This window comes from Rhizobium sp. SVR5-9E (assembly GCF_056755095.1).
The window spans coordinates 1-24,809 of the sequence record NZ_JBNDHS010000072.1; the positions used below are offsets into that span (position 1 = coordinate 1).

Below are 24,809 nucleotides of genomic sequence, written 5' to 3' on the forward strand. Positions count from 1 at the left end.
GTTCTACGTCGTCGGTATCGCGCTCGTCGTCTCCTGGTTCGTTGCCGTCTATTTCACGCCGTGGCTCGGCTACATGATCCTGAAGCAGCGCCATCATGCCGGCCAGCATCACGACGTCTTCGACACGCGCTTCTATCGCGGCCTGCGCAGCACGGTTAGCTGGGCGGTGCGCCACCGCATCATCGTGATTGCGCTGACGCTCGGCACCTTCGTTGCAAGCCTCTGGAGCTTCCAGTTCATTCCGCAGAACTTCTTCCCGCAGTCCTCGCGGCCAGAAATCCTCGTTGACCTCTGGCTGCCGGAAGGCGCGAGCATCAAGGACGTCGAGACGCAGGCCAAGGCGCTCGAAGCCAAGATGATGGACGACAAGGACAAGAAGTTCATCGCTACCTATATCGGCGAGGGCGCGCCGCGCTTCTTCCTGCCGCTCGACCAGCAACTTCGCAATCCGAACTACGCCCAGCTGCTCATCATGGCCAATGACGAGCCGGCGCGCGAGCGGCTGATCATCAAGCTGCGTACGATCCTTACGGAAGATTTCCCGTCGATCCGCGGCAAGGTTGACCGCCTGTTCCTCGGCCCTCCGACGGGCTGGCCGGTGCAGATGCGCGTCATGGGTCCGGACCGAGTCGAAGTGCGCAAGATCGCCGACCAGGTGAAGGAGCGCTTCACGCAGAACCCGTTGCTCGGCGCTGTCCATGACGACTGGCTGGAGCAGGTGCCGGCGATGAAGCTGGTGATCGACCAGGATCGTGCCCGGGCGCTCGGCGTCACCTCGCAGCGCGTCCGCCAGATGCTGCAGACCGCCATGTCCGGCGCGCCGCTCGACGACTTCCGCGACGGCGAGGAGACGGTTTCGATCGTCGCCCGCGAGCCGGAGGCGAACCGTGCACTGCTGTCAGCCGTCAACTCGGTCTATGTGCCGACGGATTTCGGCGGCTTCGTGCCGGTCTCGCAGATCGCCAAAGTCGTGCCGGTCATGGAGCAGGGCATCGAATGGCGGCGCGACCGCCTCCCCACCATCTCCGTGCGTGCGACGCTGCCGGACAACGTGCAGTCGAACGACGTCGTGACGAAGATGTATGCCGACATGCAGGATCTGCGGGACAGCCTGCCGGCCGGCTACAAGATCGAGATCCAGGGCGGGGCCGAGGATTCGGCCGAAAGCCAGGCTTCGATCGCTGCCAAGGCGCCGATCATGCTCGTCGTCATCATGGTGCTGCTGATGGCCCAGCTCCAGCATTTCGGCAAGGCGATGCTGGTCTTTGCTACCGGTCCGCTCGGCATCATCGGCGCCGCCTCGGCGCTGCTGATCAGCGGCGCCCCCTTCGGCTTCGTGGCGATCCTCGGCGTCATTGCGCTGCTCGGTATCATCATCCGCAACTCGATCATCCTCGTCGACCAGATCGACCAGGATATCAAGGCGGGCATGCACCGGCAGGAGGCGATCGTGGGCGCCGCCGTACGCCGCTTCCGACCGATCATGCTGACGGCATTGACCGCTGTTCTGGCGCTGATCCCGATCTCGCGCGGCGTCTTCTGGGGTCCGCTCGCCTACGCGATGATGGGCGGCATTCTCGTCGCAACAGTGCTGACCATCCTCGTGCTGCCCGCAGGCTACGCGTTGTTCTTCGGGCGTGAGCCGAAGGCGAAATATGCAAACGGCGAATATGCCAATGCCAACCAGGAAGAGGCGGATGTGCATCATCCGCCGGCGTTGGCAGCCGAGTGAAAGTGGCGCGGTGCAAACCGCGCCATTTTCATCTGCAGTCAGCCCATCGGGTTCGGAAGGTAACCAGTGAAGCCCGCGATCCTCCACCGGCCGCCATGCTTGCGGCAGTAGTATAGTGTCTGCCAGAGCATGCGATCGCGTTCGCCGTTGGCGCGCAGGATGCTGCCGTCGAATTTCTTGCGCACCAGCGCCATATTGCGATTGATCTCGATGTTTTCCAGGGTCGTAGCGGTGAAGATTGCGGTTCGCGGATCTTCGGCAAACTTCTGGCTCTTGAAGTCCTGTGCCTGACGCAGCCACTCGTCGCGGTAGGCTGCAAGCGTCGGGAAATTGAGGCGCCAATGATCGGGATTGGCCTCCCTGCGGCCGTCGATGCCGATGAAGCCCTCCTCGATGAAATCATCACCCACCTTGCTCCAATCGGCGGCGAGGAAAGCATCGATATCGCGGTGCACGAGCATTTCCCAGATCGAGTGCCGAGCCTCGTCCGAGGCGGGGAAGGGGTTCTTGAATGGGTCTCTCATGGCAGATCGGATCTCGTTGAAACCGCGGGATGTGGCCCCGTCGAGGCCGAAAAGTCAATCGGCGGGAAGGCTTCCGGCGGCGATCCGGGCTATGTATTTCAGCAGGTGATTTAGGGAGGGAAGATGACCGCCGATTATCGTCTCGAAGCAAGCTGGACCCCGACGGAGGGCTCCTTCGGGCGCTTCACCTTCACGCTTTTCAACCTTTCCAGCGGAACGCTTTCCGGTTTTTCGCTGGTCTATACGTCGATGACGCGCGTGGCGGATCAGCACGCGGCCGAAGGCGCCACGCTCAAGCGGCGCTTGGCGAATTTCCACGAATTCATACCGCCTGAGGGGCTGAGCATTGCGCCCGGCCAAAGCTGGCAGTTTTCGGTCGAAGGCCTCACTCACGCGCCGAAGCACGCCACGGCAGGGATCAAGTCCGCCTACCTTACGCTCGGCGATGGCCGGCATCTGCCCGTCAGCTTTGGAGACCTGATGTTGGAGGGCGCGGACCTCGGCAAGCTTCCGGAGCTTTTGCCGAAAGGAAAGGTAACGGAGCCTTACTCGCTGCTGCCCTGGCCGCTGTCGCTATCGTTGCGGCCGGACGGAGTGCCGCCCGTCGCGCTTTACCCGGCGGCCGGGTCAGGTATGGAGGATGTCAGGGCCGTGGCGAACGTGCTGGCGCTCTATCAGCGGCTATTCCCGACGGATAACGTGCCCTTCACACTGCAGCCGGCTCAGAGCGGCCGGCCGATCCGCTTCAAGGCGGAATCCTCGATCATGCCCTCGGCCTACGAGCTGCGCTTTACGGCCGATGAGATTATTCTGGCGAGCGATGATGCGGCGGGGCGGTTCTACGGGCTCGTCAGCCTTGCGCAACTGCTGCACGGTGCGCGGCGACAGCCTAATGTTTTCAACTTTCCCGCCTTCGGCGACATTGCCGACCAGCCTCGCTACGACTGGCGCGGCTGCCACCTCGATGTTTCCCGCCAGTTCTATCCGGGCGCGGATGTCGAACGGCTGATCGACATTCTCGCCTGGAACAAGCTGAACATCTTCCACTGGCATTTGACTGACGACGAGGCCTGGCGGCTGGAGATCAAGGCCTATCCAGAGCTCACGGAGATCGGCGCGAGGCGGGGACCGGATGAAGTTCTGGTGCCGCAGCTCGGCGACGGCGCTGAACCGCGTTCGGGTTATTATACCCAGGACGATGTCCGCCGGATCGTTGCCCATGCCGGAGCGCTTCACGTCGAAGTCGTGCCGGAGATCGATATTCCAGGGCACAGCACGGCCGCCCTCTTTGCCCTGCCGCAGCTTGTCGACGGGCAGGAGGCGCCGGACGGCTACCGCTCGGTGCAGGGCTATCCCAACAATGCGCTGAATCCGGCGATCGACTTCACCTACGAATTCCTCGGCAAGGTGTTCGACGAGATGCTGGGAATCTTTCCATCCGATTACATCCATATCGGTGGCGACGAGGTCGCGCATGATTCCTGGCTAGCTTCGCCGCTCTGCAAGGCACTGATGGAGCGGGAAAAGCTCGCGGGCACCGCCGAGCTGCAGTCCTATTTCCTGCGGCGGATCAAGACCATGCTTTCGGAGCGCGGCAAGAAGCTCGCCGGCTGGAATGAGGTCTCGCACGGCGGCGGCGTCGAGCGTGAGGGCACGTTGCTGATGGCCTGGGAAAAGGCTGAGGCCGGCATCGAACTGGCGGGCGAGGGCTACGACGTGGTCATGACGCCGGCGCAGGCCTACTACCTCGACATGGCGCAGTCGGAAGCCTGGGGTGAGCCGGGCGCAAGCTGGGCCGGCTTCACGCCGCCGGAAAAGACCTATGCTTACGAGGCCGAGGGCGAATTGCCCGAGGAATTGAGAGACCGGGTGCGCGGTATCCAAGCCTGTATCTGGGGCGAGAATTTCATCTCCCGGGCCTATTTCAACCGGCTGGTCTTTCCGCGGCTTCCTGCAGTCGCGGAAGCCGCCTGGACTCCTTGCCTGCGGAAGGACTGGCAGCGCTTTGCCGCGATCGTCAGGATGTGGCCGAAGCTTTAGAGGGCCTTCAACCCCAACAGTGCCGCCCCGATCAATCCCGGCTCGATGCGGCATTCGCTGCGCACCACCAGCGGGCGGTCAAATTTGCGCAGGATGCGGCTCCTCACGGCCCTGTCGAGTTCGGCAAGTAGCGGCTCGACATTCGACAGCCCGCCGCCGACCGGCACGATCGTCGCGCCGGTGATATTGACCGTCAGCGCCAAGGGCGAGGCGACGAGATCGGTATAGACGCCGATCGTGCGTGTCGCCTTTTCTTCACCTCGTTGCCATTGCGCGATGATTTCCTCGCTGGAGAATTCGAGGTCGTGCAGCGTCTTATGCAGACGCTCGAGGCCGCGCGCGCCGCCGACGGTATCGACGCATCCCTTCTGGCCGCAGCCGCAGGGATAGGCGGGGATTTTCACGGACGGCGTTCCGGCTTCGGAAGCGAGGATTGGTCCGTGGCCCCACTCGCCGGCAAAGCCGCCGGATGCGTTGACCAGCCTGCCGTCCGAAACAAGGCCGCCGCCGACGCCGGTGCCAAGGATTGCGCCGAAAACGATACGGTGGCCGCGGCCGGCGCCGAGTCCAGCCTCGGCCATGGCAAAGCAATCGGCGTCGTTGGCGATCAGCACCGGAAAGCCGAGTTCGGCCTCAAGATCGGCGGCAAGGTTGCGATCATGAATGCAGGGAATGTTGGCGCAGGTCAGCCGCTGCGTATCGGGATCGACGACGCCGGCGATCGAAAAGGCAAGGCGAAGGGGCGTTTCGCCGGTCTCGTTGATGAAGCTGCGGATCGTCTCGACGAAGGCGGTGAAATCATCTTTCGGCGTCGGGCGGCGGCCAAGCGGAACGATGTCTGTTTCGGAGCGCGCAAGACCGCCCTTGATTGCCGAACCGCCGATGTCGAATGAGATGATCATGCTGCCTGCCGCCTCTAAGCTTTCGCGTGTGCTCGCACCCTTGGCGCAGATTTGCAAGCCTTATGCCGGCAAGTTTACCCGCGCCTCGAACCCCGATGCCTCGCCGCTTGCCGGCGATAGAAGTTCCAGTGTGCCGCCCATCTGGAAAACGATGCGGTCGGAGATTGCAAGACCCAGACCTGATCCCAATGCGCCGGTTGAGCCGCGCCGGAAGCGCTTCTTGAGGACGGCCAGATCAGTTTCCTCGATAGCAGCACCGCCGTTGACGATCCGGATGGTCCCGGCCTCATCGAAGCTGATCCGGACGGGCAGGTCCTGATCGCCGTGCAGAAGTGCGTTTTCGATGAGATTGCGCATCACGATGCCAAAAGCATCGATATCGGCATTGCGGAGAAGCGTTGCCCCGATGTCGGCCGTATAGCTGAGCCGCCCGTTGGTGCGGCTATCGCGCTGGTAGTCGCCAACGATCATGTCGAGCACCTGGCGAAGGTCCGTTGCAGTGTCGCTTGCGCCGATACCTGCTTCGGCTCGCGAAAGCTGCAGCAGCTTTTCGGCTAGGCGGCCGAGATTGACGAGCGAGTTTTCGATCTGCCGCGCGCGCGTCCTGGCAGCGCCGTCCGGCAGTTCTTCGGCCAGGCGCTCCACCTGCGCCAGCGCACCGGCAATCGGTGTGCGGAGTTCATGAGCGCTGTTTGCGCTAAATTCCCGTTCGGCTTCGAGCGCAGAGCGGAGACGGCCGAGAAGCAGGTTGACAGAGCGGGCAATCGGTTTGATTTCCTTCGGCAACCTGCCGTCGTCGACCGCCGCCATATTGCCGCTGTCCTTCGTGGCGATCTCGCGGCGTAATACTTCGATCGGCTTCAATGCTCGGCCGACGACGAACCAGATGGCGAAAATACTTGCCGGGATCAGCACAATCAGCGGCAGCAGCAGCGTGACGGCGCTTTCGCGCACCGCCTCGCGACGATTGGCGAGACGATCCGCCACCTGCATGAAGAGCGTGCCGTCGGCAGTCGCTTCGGTATAGATCCGCTGGCGATCGTTGTCGTGAAAGCCACGCGCGAGAGGTGCATCGAAAGGCTTCGGCGAGGCATCGTGCGAACGGAGAACGACATTCCCGTTCCTGTCACGCACCTGATAGGTCAGATATTCGCGGCTGGCGGCGGTATTGAGGGTTGGGACACTGGGGAAATCGGCCTGGTCGCGCTGGTTGAGGTCATCGACAATAAGGGCCAGAAGACGCTCGGTTGCCTCCCGCTGAGCGCTGTCGAAAAGCTCGTCGACTTCTCCCTGAATCACCCGAATGCCGAGCCCGATCGCGAGGAGCCAGAAGACGACCACGACGCCCGTGAGCGCCAGAATGAGCGGAACGACGATGCTGGGTTCGCGCTTCATGCTTCCGCCAGGGTGTAGCCGATGCCGCGCGCGGTCTTGATCCTGTCCCGGCCAATCTTCTTGCGCAGCCGGCTGACGTAGACTTCGACCGTATTGCTTTCGATCTCCGAGCCGAAGGCGTAAAGCGCTTCCTCGATCCGGTCCTTCGGCACGATCGCGCCGGGGCGGGCGGTGAGTAGATCGAGAACGGCCCATTCGCGGCTCGTCAGCACGACCACTTCGCCGGCGACGGCAAGCTTGTGCTGCGGCCGGTCGATCTCGATATCGGCAATACGGATGACCGGCCGCGGATTGGCGCTGTAGCGGCGGGCGACGGCCATGATGCGCGCCTCCAATTCTCCGAGATTGAACGGTTTGACGAGATAATCGTCGGCGCCGGCGTTCAGTCCTTCGATGCGGTCGGAAATCTGGTCGCGCGCGGTGAGGATAATCACGGGTGTCGTCGTGCCCTTGGCGCGCAGCCTTCTCAGAAAGTCGATGCCTGTGCCGTCTGGAAGCTGGAGATCGAGTAAGATGAGACCATAATCGACGGAGGCTGCAGCGATCTGTGCGTCGCCGATCTTTCGCATCCAGTCGATCGCGTGCCCGGACGCGCCGACATGATCGCGTACCGCTTCTCCGATCATCCAGTCGTCTTCAATCAGCAGAATTCGCACGCGGTTTCTCCTGAGAAAAGCTCTAGCGCCGCCTGCACTCGAGGGTCAAGCGAGGCATGGGGGCGAAAAATGCAATGACTGCGATCAGGAGTCGCCATAGCCATGATGGCGGCGTATTCCACGAGGAGGATTCAAATTTGGATGATACCTGCCGGAACTCGGCAAGCCGGAAACTATGACAATCGAAGGAATAAGAAACTTTCGCAGGCGGTTTGCCAGGAAACCGCGCCTCGGGGCGCCGCGGCTTTCGGCCATCCTGCGGCAGCTTGCGGGCGACAAAAACCGCGAGCGTATTTCGATCGGCGATTTCTTCGAGGTGATGGGTGACCGCGCGACCGGTGCACTCATGCTGATCCTGGCATTGCCGAATCTTGTGCCTACGCCGCCAGGAACATCTGCGATTCTTGGGGCACCGCTGCTCTTGCTCGCCGCGCAGCTTACATTCGGCCTCAGGCCGTGGCTGCCTAAGGTGATTGCCCGGCGGTCGATGAAGCGCGAGGATTTCGAGGGCGTGGTTGCACGCATCCATCGCTGGGTTGTCTTTGCCGAAAGGATGCTGAATCCGCGGCTTTCATTTCTCGTGGAACCGCCGGCCGAATATTTCGCAGGCTTTATCTGTCTCCTGCTTGCGATCGTGCTCACGCTGCCGATCCCGCTCGGCAATATCCTGCCGGCCTTTTCCATCTGCCTGTTTGCGTTCGCCATATTGGGGAGGGACGGCCTGTTTTCATTGTTCGGCATGACAACGGCCGTCGTTTCGCTGATCATCGTTAGCGGCGTGACCTACGGACTCGTCAAGGCTGGCATCTTCTTCGTCACGAACTTGTTTGCATGAACAGATTTTCGCGCAAAGAGCATGGCATTTTCTCAACGCACTCGACATCTGCCCAATTTTGTTCTGATCTAGCGCGAACAGACACAACGAATTACGCGTCCGGCATAAAGCCGGATCATTTTTTACGGTAGAACTCGATGGCAAAACGAACAGAGACGCCGGGACGGCTGGACGACGCAGCGCGCGCTGGCTGGCTTTACTATGTCGCTGGCCGTACGCAGGATGAGATTGCCTCTACCATGGGGATCTCGCGGCAGTCTGCCCAGCGCCTGGTGTCGCTTGCCGTTGCCGAAAGGCTCATCAAGGTGCGGCTCGATCATCCGATCGCCGCCTGTCTGGAACTCGGCTACGAGCTGCGTGAGAAATTCGACCTCAAGCATGTTGAGATCGTGCCGAGCGATCCGGGGGCTTCGTCTACCACCGTCGGCATCGCGGAAGCAGCGGCAGCCGAGATCGAGCGCTGGCTGAGACGGCCTGATCCGATCGTGCTCGCCATCGGGACCGGCCGCACGCTGAAGGCCGCCGTCGACCAGCTCCCGACCATCGAATGCCCCAACCATCGAATCGTATCGCTGACGGGCAATATCACGCCGGATGGTTCGGCCGCCTATTACAACGTCATCTTCAGCATGGCGGATGCGGTGAAGGCCCGGCATTTTCCAATGCCGCTGCCGGTGCTCGCGTCTTCGGCCGAGGAGCGCGAGTTGCTCCACGGTCAGCAACTGGTGCGCTCGACCCTGAAAATCAGCGCCCAGGCGGACGTCACCTTCGTCGGTATCGGCGAACTCGGCACGGACGGTCCCCTTTGCGTCGACGGCTTCCTCGCGAAGGACGAGATGATCGAGTTGATGCGCGAAGGAGCAGTCGGCGAGATCTGCGGCTGGATTTTCGACGGGAACGGCAAACTGCTTGACAATCCGATCAACGAACGCGTTGCTTCGGCGCCCATTCCTTCGCGCGAGACGTCGACCGTCATCGGAATTGCCAAAGGCAAGCGGAAGTTCCAGGCGATCAGAGCCGCCGTCGTCGGGCGTCAAGTCAACGCCCTGATCACTGATGAAGAGGCTGCTGAGTTTTTGCTCAACGCCTGAGCAAAAATTATTTCCCTTTTGAATCAAAGCACTGCGCTTTTCGTTAGCGATCGCAGCAACGATTCCCAATTGACATTTGACGTTCTCTGGTGAGTAATTGCTCATGGGCAAAGCGAATGCTCACACTCATCTTCTGGGAGGAAGATATGACATTGAGAACATTACTGCTGGGCGCCTGCTCAGCTCTGGCGTTTGCGGGGATTGCTTCGGCCGAAACGCTGACGATCGCGACCGTCAACAACGGCGACATGATCCGGATGCAGAAGCTGACGGACGACTTCAAGAAAAAGAACCCCGATATTGATCTCGAGTGGGTAACCCTCGAAGAAAACGTCCTGCGCCAGAAGGTTACGACCGACATTGCGACCAAGGGCGGTCAGTATGACGTGCTGACGATCGGCACCTACGAAGTTCCGATCTGGGCAAAGCAGGGCTGGCTCCTGCCGCTCGACAATCTCGGCGCGAGCTATGACGTGGACGACCTGCTGCCAGCAATCCGCAGCGGCATCAGCCAGGATGGCAAGCTCTATGCGGCTCCGTTCTATGGCGAAAGCTCCATGGTCATGTACCGCAAGGATCTCTTCGACGCCGCCGGCCTGAAGATGCCCGACGCGCCGACCTGGGACTTCATCGCGGACGCTGCGAAGAAGATCACCGACAAGGATAAGGAAATCTACGGCATCTGCCTGCGCGGCAAGGCTGGCTGGGGTGAAAACATGGCCTTCCTGACGGCTATGTCGAACTCCTTCGGCGCCCGCTGGTTCGACGAGCAGTGGAAGCCGCAGTTCGACCAGCCCGAGTGGAAGGACGCGCTGAATTTCTACGTCAACCTGATGAAGGAAGCCGGCCCTCCGGGTGCTTCTTCGAACGGCTTCAACGAAAACCTGGCGCTCTTCCAGACCGGCAAGTGCGGCATGTGGATCGACGCAACCGTTGCAGCCTCCTTCGTCAGCAACCCGAAGGAATCCAAGGTGGCTGACAAGGTCGGCTTCGCACTGGCTCCGGACAAGGGCCTCGGCAAGCGCGGCAACTGGCTCTGGGCCTGGAACCTCGCCATCCCGGCAGGCTCGCAGAAGTCTGAAGCTGCAGAGAAGTTCATCGCTTGGGCAACCAGCAAGGACTACACGAACCTCGTCGCCGAAAAGGATGGCTGGCTGAACGCACCTCCCGGCACGCGCACCTCGCTCTACAGCAATCCGGAATACCAGAAGGCTGCTCCGTTCGCGAAGATGACGCTCGACAGCATCAACTCCGCGGATCCGACCAAGCCGACCGTCAAGCCGGTTCCCTATGTAGGCGTCCAGTTCGTGGCAATCCCGGAATTCCAGGGTATCGGCACGGCCGTCGGCCAGCAGTTCTCGGCTGCTCTTGCCGGCCAGGTGTCCGTGGACCAAGCCCTGCAGAGCGCCCAGCAGCTGGCGACCCGCGAAATGACCAAGGCTGGTTATATCAAATAATAACCTCCTGAGACGGGTAGGGATCGTTGACGTCCCGCTCAACCTAGGCCGCCGAATTGCCCGAATTGCGTCGGCGGCCTCTTTTTTCTCAGCTGCCCTGCAGCCGTTCGCCCCTTAAGTCAGGATCGGTAATTGCCATGGCAACGTTACACACCCGCTCCGCAGCGCGCCTGATGATGGCTCCCGCCGTCGTGCTTCTCTTCGCCTGGATGATCGTTCCGCTCGTGATGACCATCTACTTCTCGCTTCTGAACTACAATCTGCTCAGCCCGGGCATGGAGACCTTCGTCGGGTTCCTCAACTACCAATACTTCCTGACGGATCCGGCTTTCTTCTCGGCGCTGGTCAACACGTTGTTGCTTGTTCTCGGCGTGCTGATCATCACCGTTGTCGGGGGCATCGGTTTTGCGCTCCTTCTCGACCAGCAGATCTACGGCCAGGGCATCGTGCGCATCCTGGTGATTGCGCCGTTCTTCGTCATGCCGACGGTTGCGGCTCTCGTGTGGAAAAACATGTTCATGAACCCTGTCAACGGGCTCTTTGCGTATATCGCCAAGGCGATCGGTCTGCAGCCCTACGACTGGCTGGCGCAAGCGCCGCTCTTTTCCATCATCCTGATCGTCGCCTGGCAGTGGCTACCCTTCGCAACGCTTATCCTGCTCACAGCGCTGCAGTCGCTCGATGAAGAGCAGAAGGAAGCCGCGGAAATGGACGGTGCCGGTGCGGTTTCGCGATTCATCTATATCATCCTTCCGCACATGGCCCGCGCTATCACCGTGGTAATCCTGATCCAGACGATCTTCCTGCTCTCGGTCTTCGCTGAAATCCTGGTCACGACCAACGGTGGCCCCGGCACGCAGAGCACCAACCTCACCTATCTCGTCTATGCCCAGGCGCTTCTGCAGTTCGATATCGGTGGCGCTTCGGCGGGCGGTATCGTCGCGGTCATCCTCGCAAACATCGTCGCGCTTTTCCTTGTCCGCCTCGTCGGCAAGAATCTGGAGGCTTGAGATGGCAAGAAAAGTCACCACTCAACGCAAGCTCATCATGACGGCGATCGCCTGGGCGCTCGGCATCCTGATCTTCTTCCCCATCCTCTGGACGTTCCTGACCAGTTTCAAGACGGAAGCGGATGCCATCGCCTCGCCGCCGCAGTTCCTCTTCTTCCACTGGACGACGGAGAGCTATGCGGAAGTGCAGAGCCGCTCGAATTACCTCAGCCACTTCATGAACTCGGTGATCATCTCCTTCGGCTCGACGCTCATCGGTCTCCTCATTGCGATCCCGGCCGCCTGGGCCATGGCTTTCTCGCCGACCAAGCGCACCAAAGACGTGTTGATGTGGATGCTATCGACGAAGATGATGCCGCCGGTCGGCGCCCTTATTCCGATCTATCTGATGTTCCGCAATTCCGGCCTCCTCGACAGCCGCATTGGCCTGGTGATCATCCTGACGCTGATCAACCTGCCGATCATCGTCTGGATGCTTTATACCTATTTCAAGGAAATCCCCGGCGAGATCCTCGAGGCTGCCCGTATGGACGGGGCGTCACTCGCCAAGGAGATCATCTACGTTTTGACGCCGATGGCAGTGCCGGGCATCGCCTCGACGCTGCTGCTCAACATCATCCTGGCCTGGAACGAAGCGTTCTGGACGCTGAACCTCAGCGCCTCGAAAGCGGCGCCGCTGACGGCGTTCATCGCTTCCTATTCCAGCCCGGAAGGCCTGTTTTACGCCAAGCTTTCGGCAGCATCGACAATGGCGATCGCGCCGATCCTGATCCTTGGCTGGTTCTCGCAAAAACAACTGGTCCGCGGCCTGACCTTCGGCGCGGTGAAATAAGACGACAGGGAGACAAACATGGGCAGCATTACCCTTCAGAAAGTTTCGAAGGTCTTCGGCGATGCCAAGGTCATCCCTTCGATCGATCTCGAAATCAAGGACGGCGAATTCGTCGTCTTCGTCGGCCCGTCGGGTTGCGGCAAATCCACGTTGCTGCGGCTGATTGCCGGGCTGGAGGATGTCACCGGCGGCAAGATCATTATCGACGGCAAGGAAGCGACCGAAAAGGCGCCGTCCGAACGCGGTCTTGCGATGGTGTTCCAATCCTACGCGCTTTATCCGCACATGAGCGTCCGCAACAACATTGCCTTTCCTCTCAAAATGGCGGGCATGGACAAGGCCGAGATCGACAAGAAGGTCGGCGAAGCCGCACGCGTCCTGAACCTGACGGATTATCTGGAGCGCAAGCCGCGCCAGCTTTCCGGCGGTCAGCGGCAGCGTGTCGCGATCGGGCGGGCAATTGTACGCCAGCCGTCCGCCTTCCTTTTCGACGAGCCGCTGTCGAACCTCGATGCTGCTCTTCGCGTCAACATGCGCATCGAAATCAGCGAGCTGCACCAGCAACTGAAGACGACGATGGTCTATGTCACCCACGACCAGGTCGAGGCCATGACCATGGCGGACAAGATTGTCGTCCTGAACCGCGGCAATATCGAACAGGTCGGCTCGCCGCTGGAGCTCTACAAGACCCCCCGTAATCTTTTCGTCGCCGGCTTCATCGGCTCGCCGAAGATGAACTTCATCACCGGTAAGAACGCGGCCGCGCTGAACGCGCATACGATCGGCGTACGTCCGGAACATGTGCTGCTCTCGACGGAAAGCGGCGACTGGAAAGGCAGGGTCGTCGTCGCCGAGCATCTCGGCTCCGACACTTTCCTGTATATCGACGTCGATGGGATCGGATCGGTGACGGCGCGCGGTGGCGGCGATTTCGCGGCGCGTGCCGGCGACATTGTCTACCTGACGCCGGACAAGGCGCGCGTCCACAAATTCAACGAGAGTGGTCTTGCCATCTAAGGCGAAGGCCGGGCGGGGCGTCCGGTTTGCCGAGAGCAGGGCGGCTGAATCCGCCTCGCGAGACCTCAAGAGGACTGAAACATGACGAAAATATCGCTGGCGACGCTCCCTGATGCCGCCAAGACGGCGGCCATCCCGGCTTATGGCCGAGCCTCGCTCAAGGCAGGCATCCTGCACTTCGGCGTCGGCAATTTCCACCGCGCCCATCAGGCGATCTATCTCGACGATCTTTTCAACCAGGGTCAGGACCACGACTGGGCAATCATCGGCGCCGGCATGCTGCCGTCGGATGCGGCAATGCGCGAGAAGCTTGCCGCGCAGGACTTTCTGACGACGGTGGTCGAGCAGGATAATAACAGGACAGCTGCGCGTGTCACCGGCCCGATGGTCGACATTCTGCCGGTCGGTGATGCCAAAGCGATCATCGCCAAGCTCGCCGATCCTGCAATCCGCATTGTTTCGATGACGATCACCGAAGGCGGCTATTTCATCGACGCCTCGGGCAAGTTTAATCCGCGCCATCCGGCGATCGTCGCGGACGGGCAGAACCCCTCCGAGCCGAAGACCGTCTTCGGCCTGATCGTTGCCGGTCTTAAGGCCCGCAAGGAAAAGGGCATCGGGCCCTTTACGGTGATGTCGTGCGACAACATTCCGCACAACGGTGTGGTGACCGCAAACGCCGTCGTGGGAACGGCGGAGCTTTCCGATCCGGCCTTCGCGGTATGGATCAAGGCAAACATCGCTTTCCCGAATGCGATGGTCGACCGCATCACGCCGGCGACGGGGCAGCGCGAGATCGATCTGCTGAAGGACGCCTTCGGCATCGAGGACAACTGGCCGGTCTATTGCGAAGAATTCAAGCAGTGGGTTTTGGAGGACAAGTTCACAGCTGGCCGGCCGGCACTCGAAAAGGCTGGCGTCACCTTCGTGCCGGACGTTACGCCCTACGAGCATATGAAGATCCGCATCCTGAATGGTGGCCATGCGGCGATTGCCTATCCGGCAGCGCTAATGGACATCCATTTCGTTCACGACTCGATGGAAGACCCGCTGATCCGCGCCTTCCTAGCCAAGCTCGAGAACGACGAGATCATCCCCATCGTTCCGCCGGTTCCGAGTACATCCCTCAAGGACTATTTCGCATTGATCGAACGTCGCCTTCTCAACCCGAAGATCGCCGATACGATCCCGCGTCTGGCGCAGGACGGATCGAACCGTCAGCCGAAGTTCATCCTGCCTTCGACGCTTGACAATCTGCGGCAGGGTAAGGATGTGGTTGGACTGTCGCTGGTTTCGGCTTTGTGGTGCCGCTATTTCGCGGGCAAGACGGACAGTGGCAAGGAGATCGTTTTCAACGACGCCAGCGCGGACCGTCTCCATGCGGCAGCGCTCAAGGCCAAGGACGATCCGATGGCCTTCCTGGTGTTCGACGACATCTTCGGCGAAGTCGCCAAATCCGAGCTCTTCCGCAAACGCTTCGCACACGCCCTGAAAACGCTGTGGGAAAAGGGCACGCGCGAGACGTTGCATCTCTATCTCGACGGCAAACTTGCAGTGTAGGAAATCAACGTGGCGGCAGTTCTGCCGCCGTCGATCCGCCCTCGCATACAGGCGGGGTGATTGCATCCGAACCGAAACCTGGTTGGTCTTTCATGGCTGATGATGAAACGCGCCTAGTCATCTTCGATTGCGACGGCGTTCTCGTTGATAGCGAACCGATTTCGGTCAGCGTTCTCGTCAAGGCGATGAACGATCTCGGTGTGCAGATCACCGAAGAAGAGGTCTATGGTCGCTTCCTCGGCAAGAGCCTAGCCACCGTCATTGAGACGATGAAGAGTCAGTATCAGGTCCATGCCGGAAATGAATTTCTGGAACAAATCCGTACTGATCTCTATGCGCGGTTCCGGCGCGAACTGAAGCCGATCGACGGCGTAGGCGCGGCGATCGACGCGCTCAGCATCCCGTGCTGCGTTGCCTCGTCGAGCCAGGTCGAGCGCATCCGGTTGTCGCTCACCGTCACCGGGCTCATCAACAAGCTGCCGAACATCTTCAGCGCGTCGATGGTGAAGAATGGCAAGCCGGCGCCGGATCTGTTCTTACATGCGGCGCGCGAAATGCATGTCGATCCGAAGAATTGCATTGTGATCGAGGATAGCCCGGCGGGCGTCGAGGCCGCCAAGGCTGCGGGCATGACAGTTTTTGCCTTTACCGGCGGCTCGCATGCCAATTTTGCCGGTTATCGTGCTGAACTCGATAGGCTTTCTCCTGAATGCGTGTTTGACGCAATGCCGGATTTGATACACCTTATCCAGAAACGAAACCTGGATGGGGCACATCCTTGATGCATGATCATGTGGTTGCGGTGGATGTCGGCACCGGCAGCGCGCGGGCCGGCGTCTTCGACGCTCACGGCCGCCTGCTGGGCAAGGCTGAACATCCGATCATCATGAACCGGCCGCGCGAAAACCACGCCGAACACGATTCCGAAGACATCTGGTCCGCAGCCTGCATTGCCGTTCGCAAAGCGATGGGTGAATCGGGCGTGTCGCCTGCGTCAGTCGGTGCAATCGGTTTCGACGCCACATGCTCGCTGGTCGTCCGCGATGTCTATGGCGCGCAGATCAGCGTTTCGACCGGTGGGGAACGACGCTTCGACACGATTGTCTGGCTCGACCATCGAGCGCTGAAAGAGGCCGATTTCTGCACGGCAACCGCGCATGCGGTTCTCGAGCATTCCGGACACTTCATGTCACCGGAAATGGAAATGCCGAAGCTGATGTGGCTGAAGAAACAGCTGCCCGGCACCTGGATGAAAGCGGGCTATTTCTTCGATCTCGCGGATTTCATGACCTGGAAGGCAACCGGCTCGCTCGCGCGCTCGCGCTGCACACTGACGGCGAAGTGGAACTATCTTGCGCACACTGAAACGGGTTGGCAGCAGGACTTTCTGAAGCAGATCGGCTTGGAAGACCTGCAGGAGCGCGGTCGCCTGCCTGACAGGACGACGCCAGTTGGCGAAAGCGTCGGCACGCTCACGGAGGAAGCCGCATCGGCTCTCGGACTCACGACGGATTGCCACGTTTCGGCGGGCATGATTGACGCTTATGCGGGCGCGCTGGGCGCGCTTGCGGGATATGCGGGCGATCCGTCAAGGCTGGAGCATCAACTCGCGCTCATCGCGGGGACCTCGAGCTGCATCGTCTCGTTCTCGCGCGAACCCAAGCCAAGCCACGGGATGTGGGGGCCTTATTACGAGGCGGTCTTCAGGAAACTGTGGCTTGTCGAGGCCGGCCAATCTGCGACGGGGGCGCTGCTCGACCATATCGTCCGCATGCATGCGGCAGGCGGCGAGCCGACAGCGGCCTTGCATCAGAAGATCGTGTCTCGCATTGCGCAACTGCGCGCCGAAGAGGGGAACGCGTTCGGCGCGCGTATCTTCGTGCTGCCGGATTTCCACGGCAACCGCTCGCCGCTTGCCGATCCGCACGGCGTTGGCGTCATCAGCGGCATGACCCTCGATACCTCGTTCGATGGGCTTTGCGCGCTTTATTGGCGCACCGCTGTCAGCATTGCGCTTGGAACCCGGCATATTCTCGAAAAGATGAAGGAATATGGCTACGCGCCCGACACGCTGCATATGGCGGGCGGGCATGTGAAAAACCCGGTACTGATGGAGCTTTATTCGGATGCGACGGGCTGCAAAGTCGTGGTGCCGAAGATGAACGAGGCCGTCTTGCTGGGCACCGCGATCGCGGCCTCCGTGGCCTGCGGCTTGCACAAGGACCTCGCGGCGGCCGGCTGTGCAATGTATCCGGGCGGCGAGGAGCGGGTGCCGGATGGGGCGAAACAGGCGATGTACGACCGTGAATACCGGCGGTTCCTCGCCATGTACCGCCACCGGGCCGAACTGGAAACGATGAGCTAGGTCCTGACCCTAGTGGCTGCCGCTTTCTCCGAGAATCGTTCCGAATTCCAGCATCCGGCGGCTGCGCTCGATGGCCTCTTCACCCGCCGCTATGATGACGGATTCCGACAAACAGTCGAGCAGAGCGACGAGCGGAGGAAGGTTATCGTCATCAGGCGAGCGGGCAGGCGGTAATGTCAGCATAATGTTGGTCTGATCCGGCAGCCAATCGTTGTTTTCAGTGGCGATCAGCACGACCTTGTAACCGAAGCGCCGAGCCGTCCTTGCCAAAAGGCGCGCTCTGCCGAAGCGGCGGCAATCGACGATAATCAGAAGAGCGCCCTCGCCGCTTTGACGTGCGAAGAGCTCCGCGAAACGGCTTCCTGAACCGTCCAGCGCATGGACGCCATCGCGGGAGCGTATCAGCCGCTGCGCAAAGTGCGCCGCGATGCCGGCGAGGCGCACATGCGTCGCAATGAAAACCTCACGCGCCGCCCCGATCATCGCGACAGCTTCGGACCAGTGCGTCTGTGCGGTCAGATGGTAGAGGTGATGCAGCGCCTGGATCTGCTCGGTGACGAGCAGCGCAAGCGGCTTTCCGTCCGAGGCATCGGTCTGCAACTCGCTGAGGGATGTTTGAAGCTGGGTAGGAGAGGTGACGGCGGTTTCGCGAAAATGGACCTTGACGCTGTCGAGGCCTTGGTAGCCGAGCGCGCGCAGAAATCGGCCCACCGTCATCGGGCTAAGGTCAAGACGATCGGCGACGGAGGCGGCAGTCTCGAAAGGAAGGTCATTCAGGTGCTCGGTGAAGTATTTTGCGATCCGCCGCTCAGCCGGTGTGCCGGACTTCACATAATTTCTAAGCTTCTGAACAAAATCCTCCACGTCGGCCTCCCCGACCTCCCAGAAGCATTTCTCGGATGCGCTATGGCGAGACTTGCCGTTTGCAACTATTTCCGGAAGCTGCGTGTCAGGTTCAGTTTATCTCGGTTATCTAAAACTATATATTAGTGTGTTATTTTAGACAAGTTTTCCCTTCTTGCATGAATTTATTTCCGCTTGCGGTCAGACGTTGAGATTCCTACATGCGCAGGCACAACGGAGATGCCAAGAATGATCCTTGATGCCGCGCGCCTTTCGTTCGCCAATCTCTTCGCACGGGAGACCCGCTCGGTTTTCTGGAAGGTGCTGGGACTTACGATCCTGGTTCTGGTCGGCCTCTGGTTCTTGCTTCGAAGCCTGTTCATAACCTTTCTGTTTCCCTGGGTAGCTGGTTTCTTTCCCGACGTGCCGGATTGGGCGGGTTGGCTGAGTTTCGTCTTCGCAATTCTTGCAAGCATTGGTCTTGCGCTGGGGCTTGCGCTGCTGTTGTCACCGGTTACCGCACTGATCGCCGGTTTGTTTCTCGATGACGTGGCGGAAGTCGTGGAGAGACGGGACTATCCGGAAGACGCCCCGGGCACGGCGATGCCGCTCGGCCCGGCAATCGCCAGTTCGCTTAAGTTCCTGGGCGTGGTGATCGCCGGCAATATCGTGGCGCTCCTCCTGTTGTTCATTCCGGGCGTGAACCTGATCGCCTTTTTCCTGGTCAACGGCTATCTGCTCGGGCGCGAGTTTTTTGAATTTGCGGCGATGCGCTTCCGTCCACCGGAAGAGGCGCGGCTATTCAGGGCGAAGCACGCGTCGACGGTCTTTTTCGGCGGCCTCGTGATCGCCGTTTTTCTGGCGATCCCCATCCTCAACTTGCTGACGCCGCTCTTTGCAGCAGGCATGATGGTGCACCTTTATAAATTGGTCTCCCAGAAGGATATGGGCTTTCGCCGGTAGACCATCGAGGATGGTGCCCTACTCGATGGCCTCACCGATCACCTGCGGCGGCAGCTCGACCAGCGGTGCCGGTATATCGCAGCTCTTTTCCGGCGATTTGCAGAGATCGGCAATAATGCAGCGCTCGCATTCCGGCCGCCTAGCTTTGCAGGTATAGCGGCCATGCAGGATCAGCCAGTGATGGGCGTGGTAGAGATAGTGCTTGGGGATTACCTTCATCAGGCGCTCTTCCACCTCATCCGGCGTCTTTCCCGGCGCCAGCTTGATGCGGTTCGCGATCCGGAAGATGTGCGTATCCACCGCAATGGTTGCCTGACCGAAGGCCATCGATAAAACCACATTGGCGGTCTTGCGGCCCACGCCCGGCAAACGCACGAGCTCATCGCGGGTCTGCGGCACCTGGCCGGCGAATTCGTCGATCAGCATCTGCGAAAGCGCCATGACGTTCTTAGCCTTGTTGCGGTAAAGGCCAATCGTCTTGATGTAGTCGCGGAGGCGTCCCTCCCCGAGCGCCAGCATCTTTTCCGGTGTGTCTGCCACCTTGAAGAGCGCCCGCGTTGCCTTGTTGACGCCAGCGTCGGTCGCCTGGGCGGAGAGCGCGACGGCCACGATCAGCGTGAACGGATTGGTGTGCTCCAGCTCGCCCCTCGGCTCCGGCCGCTGGACCGAGAACCGGTGGAATATCTCCTCGCGCTCGGCTTCCGAGTATACGGTGCGCACGGCGGCAGTCTTGTCGCGGGTGATCACTTTTGAGTTTTGCGGAGCTTTGCGGGCGGATTTGAGTTTCGGTTCGGACATGGACAATCTATACTCATCGGCCATGACAGAAAGCAACGCCGAGAGGGCGAACGACAAGCCTGTTTTTGCAGCCGAACTTTTCCCTTACCGGTCGCTCGGGCGCAAGGGCTTCAGGGTGTTGCTTCTGCTTTCCGGTGCTGTCTGCTTCATGTACGGGATGTTCTTTATCGTCACCGGGGCTTGGCCGATCGGCTTCTTCTTCGGGCTGGATTTCGCCCTGCTTTACGGTGCCTTCTGGCTTAACTATCGCTCCGGAAAGGCGCGCGAGGAAGTGACGGTTTCGCGCACCGATGTCGCGATCCGAAAATTTACGCCTTCCGGGAGAATGGTGGAGCATCACTTCAATCCGTTCTGGGCGCGCTTCCTGGTGCGCCGCCATCAGGAGATCGGCATTCTCTCCATGCATATTTTCGGCGAGGGCCGGCGGACGGATATCGGCTCCTTCCTCAATCCGGATGACCGCGAAAGCTTCGCCAGAGCCTTCAAATGCGCGCTCGCAACGGTCAAGCAACGCATTTGAACCGTGCCGCAAGAAACGGGTGGCTTGTAGCCGTCCTCTTGACTATCTCCTTGTTACAAGGAGAAGAACGATGAATATGATCGCAAATCTGAACAGAGACATGACGCCGGCGGGTCCGGACTACGAGACCGTGCGTCAGGTCATCGAACTCATCACCGAGGACTATCGCGACCAGCCGTCGCTGGAGGCGATCGCCGCGCGGCTCAACCAATCGCCGACGCAACTCCAGAAGACGTTTACCCGCTGGGCCGGGCTTTCGCCAAAGGCGTTCCTGCAGGCAGTCACGCTCGACCATGCAAAGCGGTTGCTGCGCCAGGAAAACATGCCGCTGCTTGAAACCTCGATCGAAGTGGGCCTTTCCGGCCCGAGCCGTCTTCACGACCTCTTCGTCACCCATGAGGCGATGTCGCCGGGCGAGTGGAAAGCACGCGGTGGTGGCCTGACGATCCGCTACGCCTTCCACCAGTCGCCGTTCGGCGTCGCACTGGTCATGGTGACCGATCGCGGCCTTGCCGGCCTTGCCTTCAGCGATCTTGGCGACGAGGCTGCCTGTCTTGAAGACATGAGCTGCCGCTGGCCGAATGCCGAATATGTCGAGGATCGGCAGGCGACGGCGCCTTATTGCGAGCGCATCTTCGATCCGGGCAAGTGGTCGGCCAACCAGCCGCTGCGCGTCGTGCTCATCGGCACGGATTTTCAGGTGCGCGTCTGGGAAAGCCTCTTGAAGATTCCGTTCGGCAAGGCTGTGACCTACAGCGATATTGCCAATGACATCGGCAATCCCAAGGCGATGCGTGCTGTAGGCGCTGCCGTCGGTGCCAACCCGATATCCTTCGTGGTGCCATGCCATCGTGCCGTCGGCAAGAGCGGGGCGCTGACAGGGTATCACTGGGGCCTCACCCGAAAGCGGGCAATGCTTGGCTGGGAAGCCGGTCAGGCCTGAGGGTTCTCCTCTCCTCGCCGGGGAGAAGACGCAAGCTGTGCGGTCTCCGTCAGCTCCAGCAGCGCCCTGGCTGCGCTCTCGTCGGTGATCAGCGTATTGCAGCCGATACGCCTTATGGTGGCGCGAATGGCGACGGCGCGGTGGGCGCCGCCCGAGGCGAGCACGATGTGCCTGGCGTTCTTCAGCGTATCGAGATCGACTGACATGACGCGGCTGTTGATCGAATGATCGACAGTGTTGCCGTCCTCGTCGAGAAAATTGAACATCGTGTCGCAGACACAGCCGGCATCGATCAGCTGCTGCAGTTCCGTCTTCGAAATCCAGCCTTCCGACAGCGACGTCGAATGAGGACCGATGTCCCCGCAACTGACGATCGCGAGATCGAGATCTTCGGCCAATCGATAGATCGCGTCGAGCCCGCATTTTTCGATCAGGTTGCGCTTGGTCTCGACCGAGTCGACAAGCAGCGGCGAGAGGAACATGTAGCACTCCGCACCAAGCTGACTCGCGAGCCGCCACGTATAGTCGATCGGGTTCGTTTGATGCACCGCGACAATGCCGCCGAGGAGCGAGACGACCTTGCAATTGACGCGGCGCGGTGGCCGGAAGCTCGAAAGCGAAGCCGTCATCGTGCGGCCCCAGCCGACGCCGATCGTATAATCGTCAGGGATTGCTTCGGACAGGAACTGGCCAAGAGCGAGGCCGACGTTTTTCGCCAGGCTCTCGGCGTCGCAACGCGCTGGAGCGGGAACAACGATCGCCTCGTCGAGGCCATAGGCCCTCTCCAGCTTCACCGACAACTCGACGCAATCACCGATTGAATCATTGATCCAGATCTGCACCTCGCTGCGCCTCATCGCTTCGTCGAGCAGGCGGATGACGGTGGTTCGGCTGATGCCGAGCTGTTCGGCGACATCCTTCTGCGTCAGGCCTTGATTGTAGTATAGCCACGCGGCGCGCAGCCTCAAAGAGGAGGCTTCGGAGTAGGCCGTGTGCGTGCCGCGTTTCAGCTTGACCACATCTTCTCCCGTGCAAATTCGACCCTAATTACCCTTCGAGAAGGAAGAAGAGCCCGGTACCGGCGATAATGACGCGCGTGACACTTATGTCAATTGAAATGCACAAATGTCCTTGACTTTCGATTGACGAAACGATGATAGTCGCTGCTGACAAAGTCGTACTCGTCCGGGTAAGGCAATGTATAGGCGCGGAAAGTGACGGGTCGCCTTCCGCCTATTGCATGCAAATCGTCTGTCCGTAGATTACCTCAATTACCGGAGCTCGCGCCGGTTCGCAGCGCAAGGTAGCAGTTCGAGTTCACAAGGGAATTTGACCATGACATCCAAGCTTGACCAACTCCGCGAAATGACCACGGTTGTCGCCGATACCGGCGATATCGAGGCCGTCGCGCGCCTGAAGCCGGTGGATTGCACCACCAACCCGACCATCGTTTTGAAGGCGCTCGGCACGCCCATGTTTGCCGATGCGGTCAAGGAAGCTGTGGCCTGGGGAAAGAAGCGGGGCGGAAATACCGATGAGGCTGCGGCTGCCGTTGCGGATCGGCTGGCGATTTCCGTCGGCGCTGCTTTGTCGAAACTCGTTCCCGGGCGTGTTTCGACGGAGGTAGACGCCGACCTCTCCTTCGATACGGAAGCATCCATCGCCAAGGCGCGCGCCATCATTGCCGCCTACAAGGAACGTGGCATCGAGAAAGATCGCATCCTGATCAAGCTTGCATCCACCTGGGAAGGGATCCGTGCTGCGGAAGTGCTGCAGAAGGAAGGTATCGACTGCAACCTGACGCTTCTCTTCTCCAAAGTTCAAGCGATTGCTTGCGCTGACGCGAAGGTCTTCCTCATCTCGCCTTTCGTTGGTCGTATCCTCGACTGGTACAAGAAGTCGACCGGCAAGGACTACACTGCGGAAGAGGATCCGGGCGTTCAGTCGGTCCGTGACATCTACAATTACTACAAGTCGCACGACATCAAGACGATCGTCATGGGTGCTTCGTTCCGCAATGTCGGCGAAATCGAAGCGCTGGCCGGTTGCGATCGCCTGACGATCAGCCCGGCATTGCTCGATGAACTCGCAAACGATCAGGGCACGCTTGCGCGCAGGCTTTCGCCGGAAGCGAAGAAGGCCGAGCCGAAGATCGAAATCGACGAGAAGACTTTCCGCTGGCTGATGAACGAAGATGCCATGGCAACCGAAAAGCTTGCCGAAGGCATCCGTGCTTTCGCCAAGGACCTGGGGGCGCTTCGTGCAATGGTTCGCAAGGAACTGCAGCTCGCTGCCGCCTAAGATGTTTGCATGAGACGACTGGAATGGCGCGTCCGCCAAGAGCGGCCGCGCCATTTTCCTATTAGTATCGATGGCAACGGGGCCGGAGAAAATCCATGGCGGATGACGACCAGGGCGGCTTAACGGTGACCTCTGTCACCCGGCACTCGAGCGTCATTATCGCCTTTATTTCCGGCCTTGCCGCTTTTCTGGTCCTGAACTCCGTACGCGTGGGCGCCGACCATGTTCTGATCGGCTGGAACGTCGCGGCCATGGTCTTCATCGGCATCAGTTGGAGAAGAATGCTTCGAGCAACGGTTGCGGATATCAGGAGGCGGGCGGAGGATCTGGATTTCTCCGACACCCTCGTGCTGTTCCTGTCGATCGCGGCGGCACTTGCAAGCATTGCCGGTATCGGTCTCGAGCTGCATTCCATCAAAAGCGCCGCGCCGAGTATCGCATTGGCCAAAGCCGGCGAGGCGGTCGTCACGATTCTTATCTCCTGGGTGTTCCTCCATACGCTCTTCACCATCCACTACGCCCACCGCTTTTACAGCGAACAGGGAAATGGGCTGATCTTCCCCGATCGGATTGAAGAGCCGGTCTATTGGGACTTCCTCTATTTCTCATTCACGATCGGCGTGGCGGCGCAAACGGCTGATGTTGCCGTCTCTTCCGTGACGATGCGCAAGATCACGCTGCTCCACGCAGTGCTGTCGTTTCTGTTCAACACGACGATCCTGGCGCTCGCGATCAATGTCGGGGCAAGCCTGTTATAGGCAAACCTTGCGGACTATAGGATCGCCTGTCCCGCTAGCAGCGCCAGGATCAGGAAGATCAAGAAGATAACGAGAGCAATGCCGAACAGCACGCGCGCGATTGTCGCGGTGGCCGCGGAGATGCCGGAAAAACCGAAGAAACCGGCGATCAGCGAAATTACCAAGAATATCAGTGCCCATTTCAGCATGGTGTTTGTCCTCTGCGTTTGTCCCAGAAGCTACGCGGCAGACGGGAAATTGTTCCAAATCGTTTAAAACGGAACGGCG

General features: G+C 60.3%; 24 protein-coding genes. 16 read left to right on the top strand and 8 right to left on the bottom strand.

Translation table 11 applies throughout. The features are described 5' to 3' along the window. On the top strand, positions 1-1,732 hold a 1,732-nt coding region (locus tag ACPYOJ_RS25290), incomplete at its 5' end, for an efflux RND transporter permease subunit (RefSeq protein WP_481418699.1). Positions 1,733-1,770: 38 nt separating this feature from the next. Here ACPYOJ_RS25290 and ACPYOJ_RS25295 read toward each other — a convergent pair. Beyond that, a complete protein-coding gene (locus ACPYOJ_RS25295; RefSeq protein WP_481418700.1) occupies positions 1,771-2,256 on the bottom strand; it encodes a hypothetical protein in 486 nt (161 codons plus the stop codon). A gap of 123 nt (positions 2,257-2,379) precedes the next feature. On the opposite strand from ACPYOJ_RS25295, the gene ACPYOJ_RS25300 reads away from it, so the two are divergent. After that, entirely contained in the window at positions 2,380-4,296 is a 1,917-nt protein-coding gene (locus tag ACPYOJ_RS25300) for a beta-N-acetylhexosaminidase (RefSeq protein ID WP_481418701.1), read from the top strand. Here the strand turns inward: ACPYOJ_RS25300 and ACPYOJ_RS25305 are convergent. The 3 genes from ACPYOJ_RS25305 to ACPYOJ_RS25315 are packed head-to-tail and all read right to left on the bottom strand — an operon-like array spanning position 4,293 to position 7,249. Then, the gene (locus ACPYOJ_RS25305; RefSeq protein ID WP_481418702.1) at positions 4,293-5,198 is read right to left on the bottom strand and encodes an ROK family protein; all 906 of its coding nucleotides are present in this window, start codon (positions 5,196-5,198) and stop codon (positions 4,293-4,295) included. The two genes, ACPYOJ_RS25300 and ACPYOJ_RS25305, sit on opposite strands and share 4 nt — an antisense overlap. A gap of 60 nt (positions 5,199-5,258) precedes the next feature. After that, the gene (locus tag ACPYOJ_RS25310; protein WP_481418703.1) at positions 5,259-6,593 is read right to left on the bottom strand and encodes a sensor histidine kinase; all 1,335 of its coding nucleotides are present in this window, start codon (positions 6,591-6,593) and stop codon (positions 5,259-5,261) included. Next, positions 6,590-7,249 carry a response regulator gene (locus ACPYOJ_RS25315; RefSeq protein WP_481418704.1) on the bottom strand — a complete coding sequence of 220 codons (660 nt, stop codon included), beginning with the start codon at positions 7,247-7,249 and terminating at the stop codon, positions 6,590-6,592. Before ACPYOJ_RS25315 ends, ACPYOJ_RS25310 begins: the two co-directional genes overlap by 4 nt. A gap of 256 nt (positions 7,250-7,505) precedes the next feature. On the opposite strand from ACPYOJ_RS25315, the gene ACPYOJ_RS25320 reads away from it, so the two are divergent. The 9 genes from ACPYOJ_RS25320 to ACPYOJ_RS25360 all read left to right on the top strand — a co-directional run bounded on the left by ACPYOJ_RS25320 (position 7,506) and on the right by ACPYOJ_RS25360 (position 17,416). After that, complete coding sequence (locus tag ACPYOJ_RS25320; protein WP_481418725.1) at positions 7,506-8,084, top strand: exopolysaccharide biosynthesis protein; 579 nt, start codon at positions 7,506-7,508, stop codon at positions 8,082-8,084. Positions 8,085-8,221: 137 nt separating this feature from the next. After that, positions 8,222-9,175, top strand: a complete 954-nt coding sequence (locus ACPYOJ_RS25325; RefSeq protein WP_168831352.1) for a sugar-binding transcriptional regulator — start codon at positions 8,222-8,224, stop codon at positions 9,173-9,175. 146 nt (positions 9,176-9,321) lie between these two features. Next, positions 9,322-10,632, top strand: coding sequence for an ABC transporter substrate-binding protein (locus ACPYOJ_RS25330; protein WP_168831353.1), 1,311 nt, complete (start codon positions 9,322-9,324; stop codon positions 10,630-10,632). A 137-nt stretch (positions 10,633-10,769) separates the two neighbouring features. Further along, complete coding sequence (locus ACPYOJ_RS25335) at positions 10,770-11,642, top strand: carbohydrate ABC transporter permease (RefSeq protein WP_481418705.1); 873 nt, start codon at positions 10,770-10,772, stop codon at positions 11,640-11,642. Between the two features lies 1 nt (position 11,643). Beyond that, positions 11,644-12,474 carry a carbohydrate ABC transporter permease gene (locus ACPYOJ_RS25340; protein ID WP_481418706.1) on the top strand — a complete coding sequence of 277 codons (831 nt, stop codon included), beginning with the start codon at positions 11,644-11,646 and terminating at the stop codon, positions 12,472-12,474. Positions 12,475-12,492: 18 nt separating this feature from the next. Continuing rightward, positions 12,493-13,491, top strand: coding sequence for an ABC transporter ATP-binding protein (locus ACPYOJ_RS25345; RefSeq protein ID WP_481418707.1), 999 nt, complete (start codon positions 12,493-12,495; stop codon positions 13,489-13,491). 81 nt (positions 13,492-13,572) lie between these two features. Then, positions 13,573-15,051: a mannitol dehydrogenase family protein gene (locus ACPYOJ_RS25350; protein ID WP_481418708.1), complete on the top strand. Its 1,479-nt coding sequence runs from the start codon at positions 13,573-13,575 to the stop codon at positions 15,049-15,051. A gap of 92 nt (positions 15,052-15,143) precedes the next feature. Then, positions 15,144-15,833, top strand: a complete 690-nt coding sequence (locus ACPYOJ_RS25355) for an HAD family hydrolase (RefSeq protein ID WP_481418709.1) — start codon at positions 15,144-15,146, stop codon at positions 15,831-15,833. Further along, on the top strand, positions 15,833-17,416 hold the full coding sequence (locus ACPYOJ_RS25360) for an FGGY-family carbohydrate kinase (RefSeq protein ID WP_481418710.1): 1,584 nt from the start codon (positions 15,833-15,835) through the stop codon (positions 17,414-17,416). The genes ACPYOJ_RS25355 and ACPYOJ_RS25360 overlap by 1 nt, the downstream gene beginning before the upstream one ends. Positions 17,417-17,425: 9 nt before the next feature. Here the strand turns inward: ACPYOJ_RS25360 and ACPYOJ_RS25365 are convergent, their stop codons facing one another. Further along, positions 17,426-18,280: a MurR/RpiR family transcriptional regulator gene (locus ACPYOJ_RS25365; protein ID WP_168831359.1), complete on the bottom strand. Its 855-nt coding sequence runs from the start codon at positions 18,278-18,280 to the stop codon at positions 17,426-17,428. Positions 18,281-18,508: 228 nt separating this feature from the next. Between ACPYOJ_RS25365 and ACPYOJ_RS25370 the strand changes: the two genes are divergently transcribed. Beyond that, positions 18,509-19,222 (top strand): sulfate transporter family protein, encoded by a 714-nt coding sequence (locus ACPYOJ_RS25370; protein WP_481418711.1) that lies wholly within the window; start codon positions 18,509-18,511, stop codon positions 19,220-19,222. 18 nt (positions 19,223-19,240) lie between these two features. Here ACPYOJ_RS25370 and nth read toward each other — a convergent pair whose 3' ends face one another. After that, positions 19,241-20,044 carry an endonuclease III gene (gene nth, locus ACPYOJ_RS25375; protein ID WP_481418712.1) on the bottom strand — a complete coding sequence of 268 codons (804 nt, stop codon included), beginning with the start codon at positions 20,042-20,044 and terminating at the stop codon, positions 19,241-19,243. Here nth and ACPYOJ_RS25380 point away from each other — a divergent pair. Beyond that, a complete protein-coding gene (locus ACPYOJ_RS25380) occupies positions 20,043-20,540 on the top strand; it encodes a DUF2244 domain-containing protein (RefSeq protein ID WP_481418713.1) in 498 nt (165 codons plus the stop codon). The genes nth and ACPYOJ_RS25380 overlap by 2 nt on opposite strands. Positions 20,541-20,610: 70 nt before the next feature. Beyond that, positions 20,611-21,483, top strand: coding sequence for a methylated-DNA--[protein]-cysteine S-methyltransferase (locus tag ACPYOJ_RS25385; RefSeq protein WP_481418714.1), 873 nt, complete (start codon positions 20,611-20,613; stop codon positions 21,481-21,483). Here ACPYOJ_RS25385 and ACPYOJ_RS25390 read toward each other — a convergent pair. Next, positions 21,474-22,502, bottom strand: coding sequence for a sugar-binding transcriptional regulator (locus tag ACPYOJ_RS25390; protein ID WP_481418715.1), 1,029 nt, complete (start codon positions 22,500-22,502; stop codon positions 21,474-21,476). The genes ACPYOJ_RS25385 and ACPYOJ_RS25390 overlap by 10 nt on opposite strands. A 316-nt stretch (positions 22,503-22,818) precedes the next feature. Here ACPYOJ_RS25390 and tal point away from each other — a divergent pair, with 316 nt between their 5' ends. Then, positions 22,819-23,784 carry a transaldolase gene (gene tal / locus ACPYOJ_RS25395; protein WP_481418716.1) on the top strand — a complete coding sequence of 322 codons (966 nt, stop codon included), beginning with the start codon at positions 22,819-22,821 and terminating at the stop codon, positions 23,782-23,784. A gap of 95 nt (positions 23,785-23,879) precedes the next feature. Then, positions 23,880-24,542, top strand: coding sequence for a DUF1345 domain-containing protein (locus ACPYOJ_RS25400; protein WP_481418717.1), 663 nt, complete (start codon positions 23,880-23,882; stop codon positions 24,540-24,542). A gap of 14 nt (positions 24,543-24,556) precedes the next feature. Here ACPYOJ_RS25400 and ACPYOJ_RS25405 read toward each other — a convergent pair whose 3' ends face one another. Continuing rightward, a complete protein-coding gene (locus ACPYOJ_RS25405; RefSeq protein ID WP_168831366.1) occupies positions 24,557-24,730 on the bottom strand; it encodes a DUF1328 domain-containing protein in 174 nt (57 codons plus the stop codon). Between the last annotated feature and the right edge of the window lie 79 nt (positions 24,731-24,809).

Excerpts from the sequence above, each read along its gene's own strand:
- ACPYOJ_RS25295 (WP_481418700.1), bottom strand. The coding sequence starts at position 2,256 with ATGAGAGACCCATTCAAGAACCCCTTCCCCGCCTCGGACGAGGCTCGG.
- ACPYOJ_RS25300 (WP_481418701.1), top strand. The coding sequence starts at position 2,380 with ATGACCGCCGATTATCGTCTCGAAGCAAGCTGGACCCCGACGGAGGGC.
- ACPYOJ_RS25305 (WP_481418702.1), bottom strand. The coding sequence starts at position 5,198 with ATGATCATCTCATTCGACATCGGCGGTTCGGCAATCAAGGGCGGTCTT.
- ACPYOJ_RS25310 (WP_481418703.1), bottom strand. The coding sequence starts at position 6,593 with ATGAAGCGCGAACCCAGCATCGTCGTTCCGCTCATTCTGGCGCTCACG.
- ACPYOJ_RS25325 (WP_168831352.1), top strand. The coding sequence starts at position 8,222 with ATGGCAAAACGAACAGAGACGCCGGGACGGCTGGACGACGCAGCGCGC.
- ACPYOJ_RS25330 (WP_168831353.1), top strand. The coding sequence starts at position 9,322 with ATGACATTGAGAACATTACTGCTGGGCGCCTGCTCAGCTCTGGCGTTT.
- ACPYOJ_RS25335 (WP_481418705.1), top strand. The coding sequence starts at position 10,770 with ATGGCAACGTTACACACCCGCTCCGCAGCGCGCCTGATGATGGCTCCC.
- ACPYOJ_RS25340 (WP_481418706.1), top strand. The coding sequence starts at position 11,644 with ATGGCAAGAAAAGTCACCACTCAACGCAAGCTCATCATGACGGCGATC.
- ACPYOJ_RS25345 (WP_481418707.1), top strand. The coding sequence starts at position 12,493 with ATGGGCAGCATTACCCTTCAGAAAGTTTCGAAGGTCTTCGGCGATGCC.
- ACPYOJ_RS25350 (WP_481418708.1), top strand. The coding sequence starts at position 13,573 with ATGACGAAAATATCGCTGGCGACGCTCCCTGATGCCGCCAAGACGGCG.
- ACPYOJ_RS25355 (WP_481418709.1), top strand. The coding sequence starts at position 15,144 with ATGGCTGATGATGAAACGCGCCTAGTCATCTTCGATTGCGACGGCGTT.
- ACPYOJ_RS25360 (WP_481418710.1), top strand. The coding sequence starts at position 15,833 with ATGCATGATCATGTGGTTGCGGTGGATGTCGGCACCGGCAGCGCGCGG.
- ACPYOJ_RS25370 (WP_481418711.1), top strand. The coding sequence starts at position 18,509 with ATGATCCTTGATGCCGCGCGCCTTTCGTTCGCCAATCTCTTCGCACGG.
- ACPYOJ_RS25380 (WP_481418713.1), top strand. The coding sequence starts at position 20,043 with ATGACAGAAAGCAACGCCGAGAGGGCGAACGACAAGCCTGTTTTTGCA.
- nth (WP_481418712.1), bottom strand. The coding sequence starts at position 20,044 with ATGGCCGATGAGTATAGATTGTCCATGTCCGAACCGAAACTCAAATCC.
- ACPYOJ_RS25385 (WP_481418714.1), top strand. The coding sequence starts at position 20,611 with ATGAATATGATCGCAAATCTGAACAGAGACATGACGCCGGCGGGTCCG.
- tal (WP_481418716.1), top strand. The coding sequence starts at position 22,819 with ATGACATCCAAGCTTGACCAACTCCGCGAAATGACCACGGTTGTCGCC.
- ACPYOJ_RS25400 (WP_481418717.1), top strand. The coding sequence starts at position 23,880 with ATGGCGGATGACGACCAGGGCGGCTTAACGGTGACCTCTGTCACCCGG.
- ACPYOJ_RS25405 (WP_168831366.1), bottom strand. The coding sequence starts at position 24,730 with ATGCTGAAATGGGCACTGATATTCTTGGTAATTTCGCTGATCGCCGGT.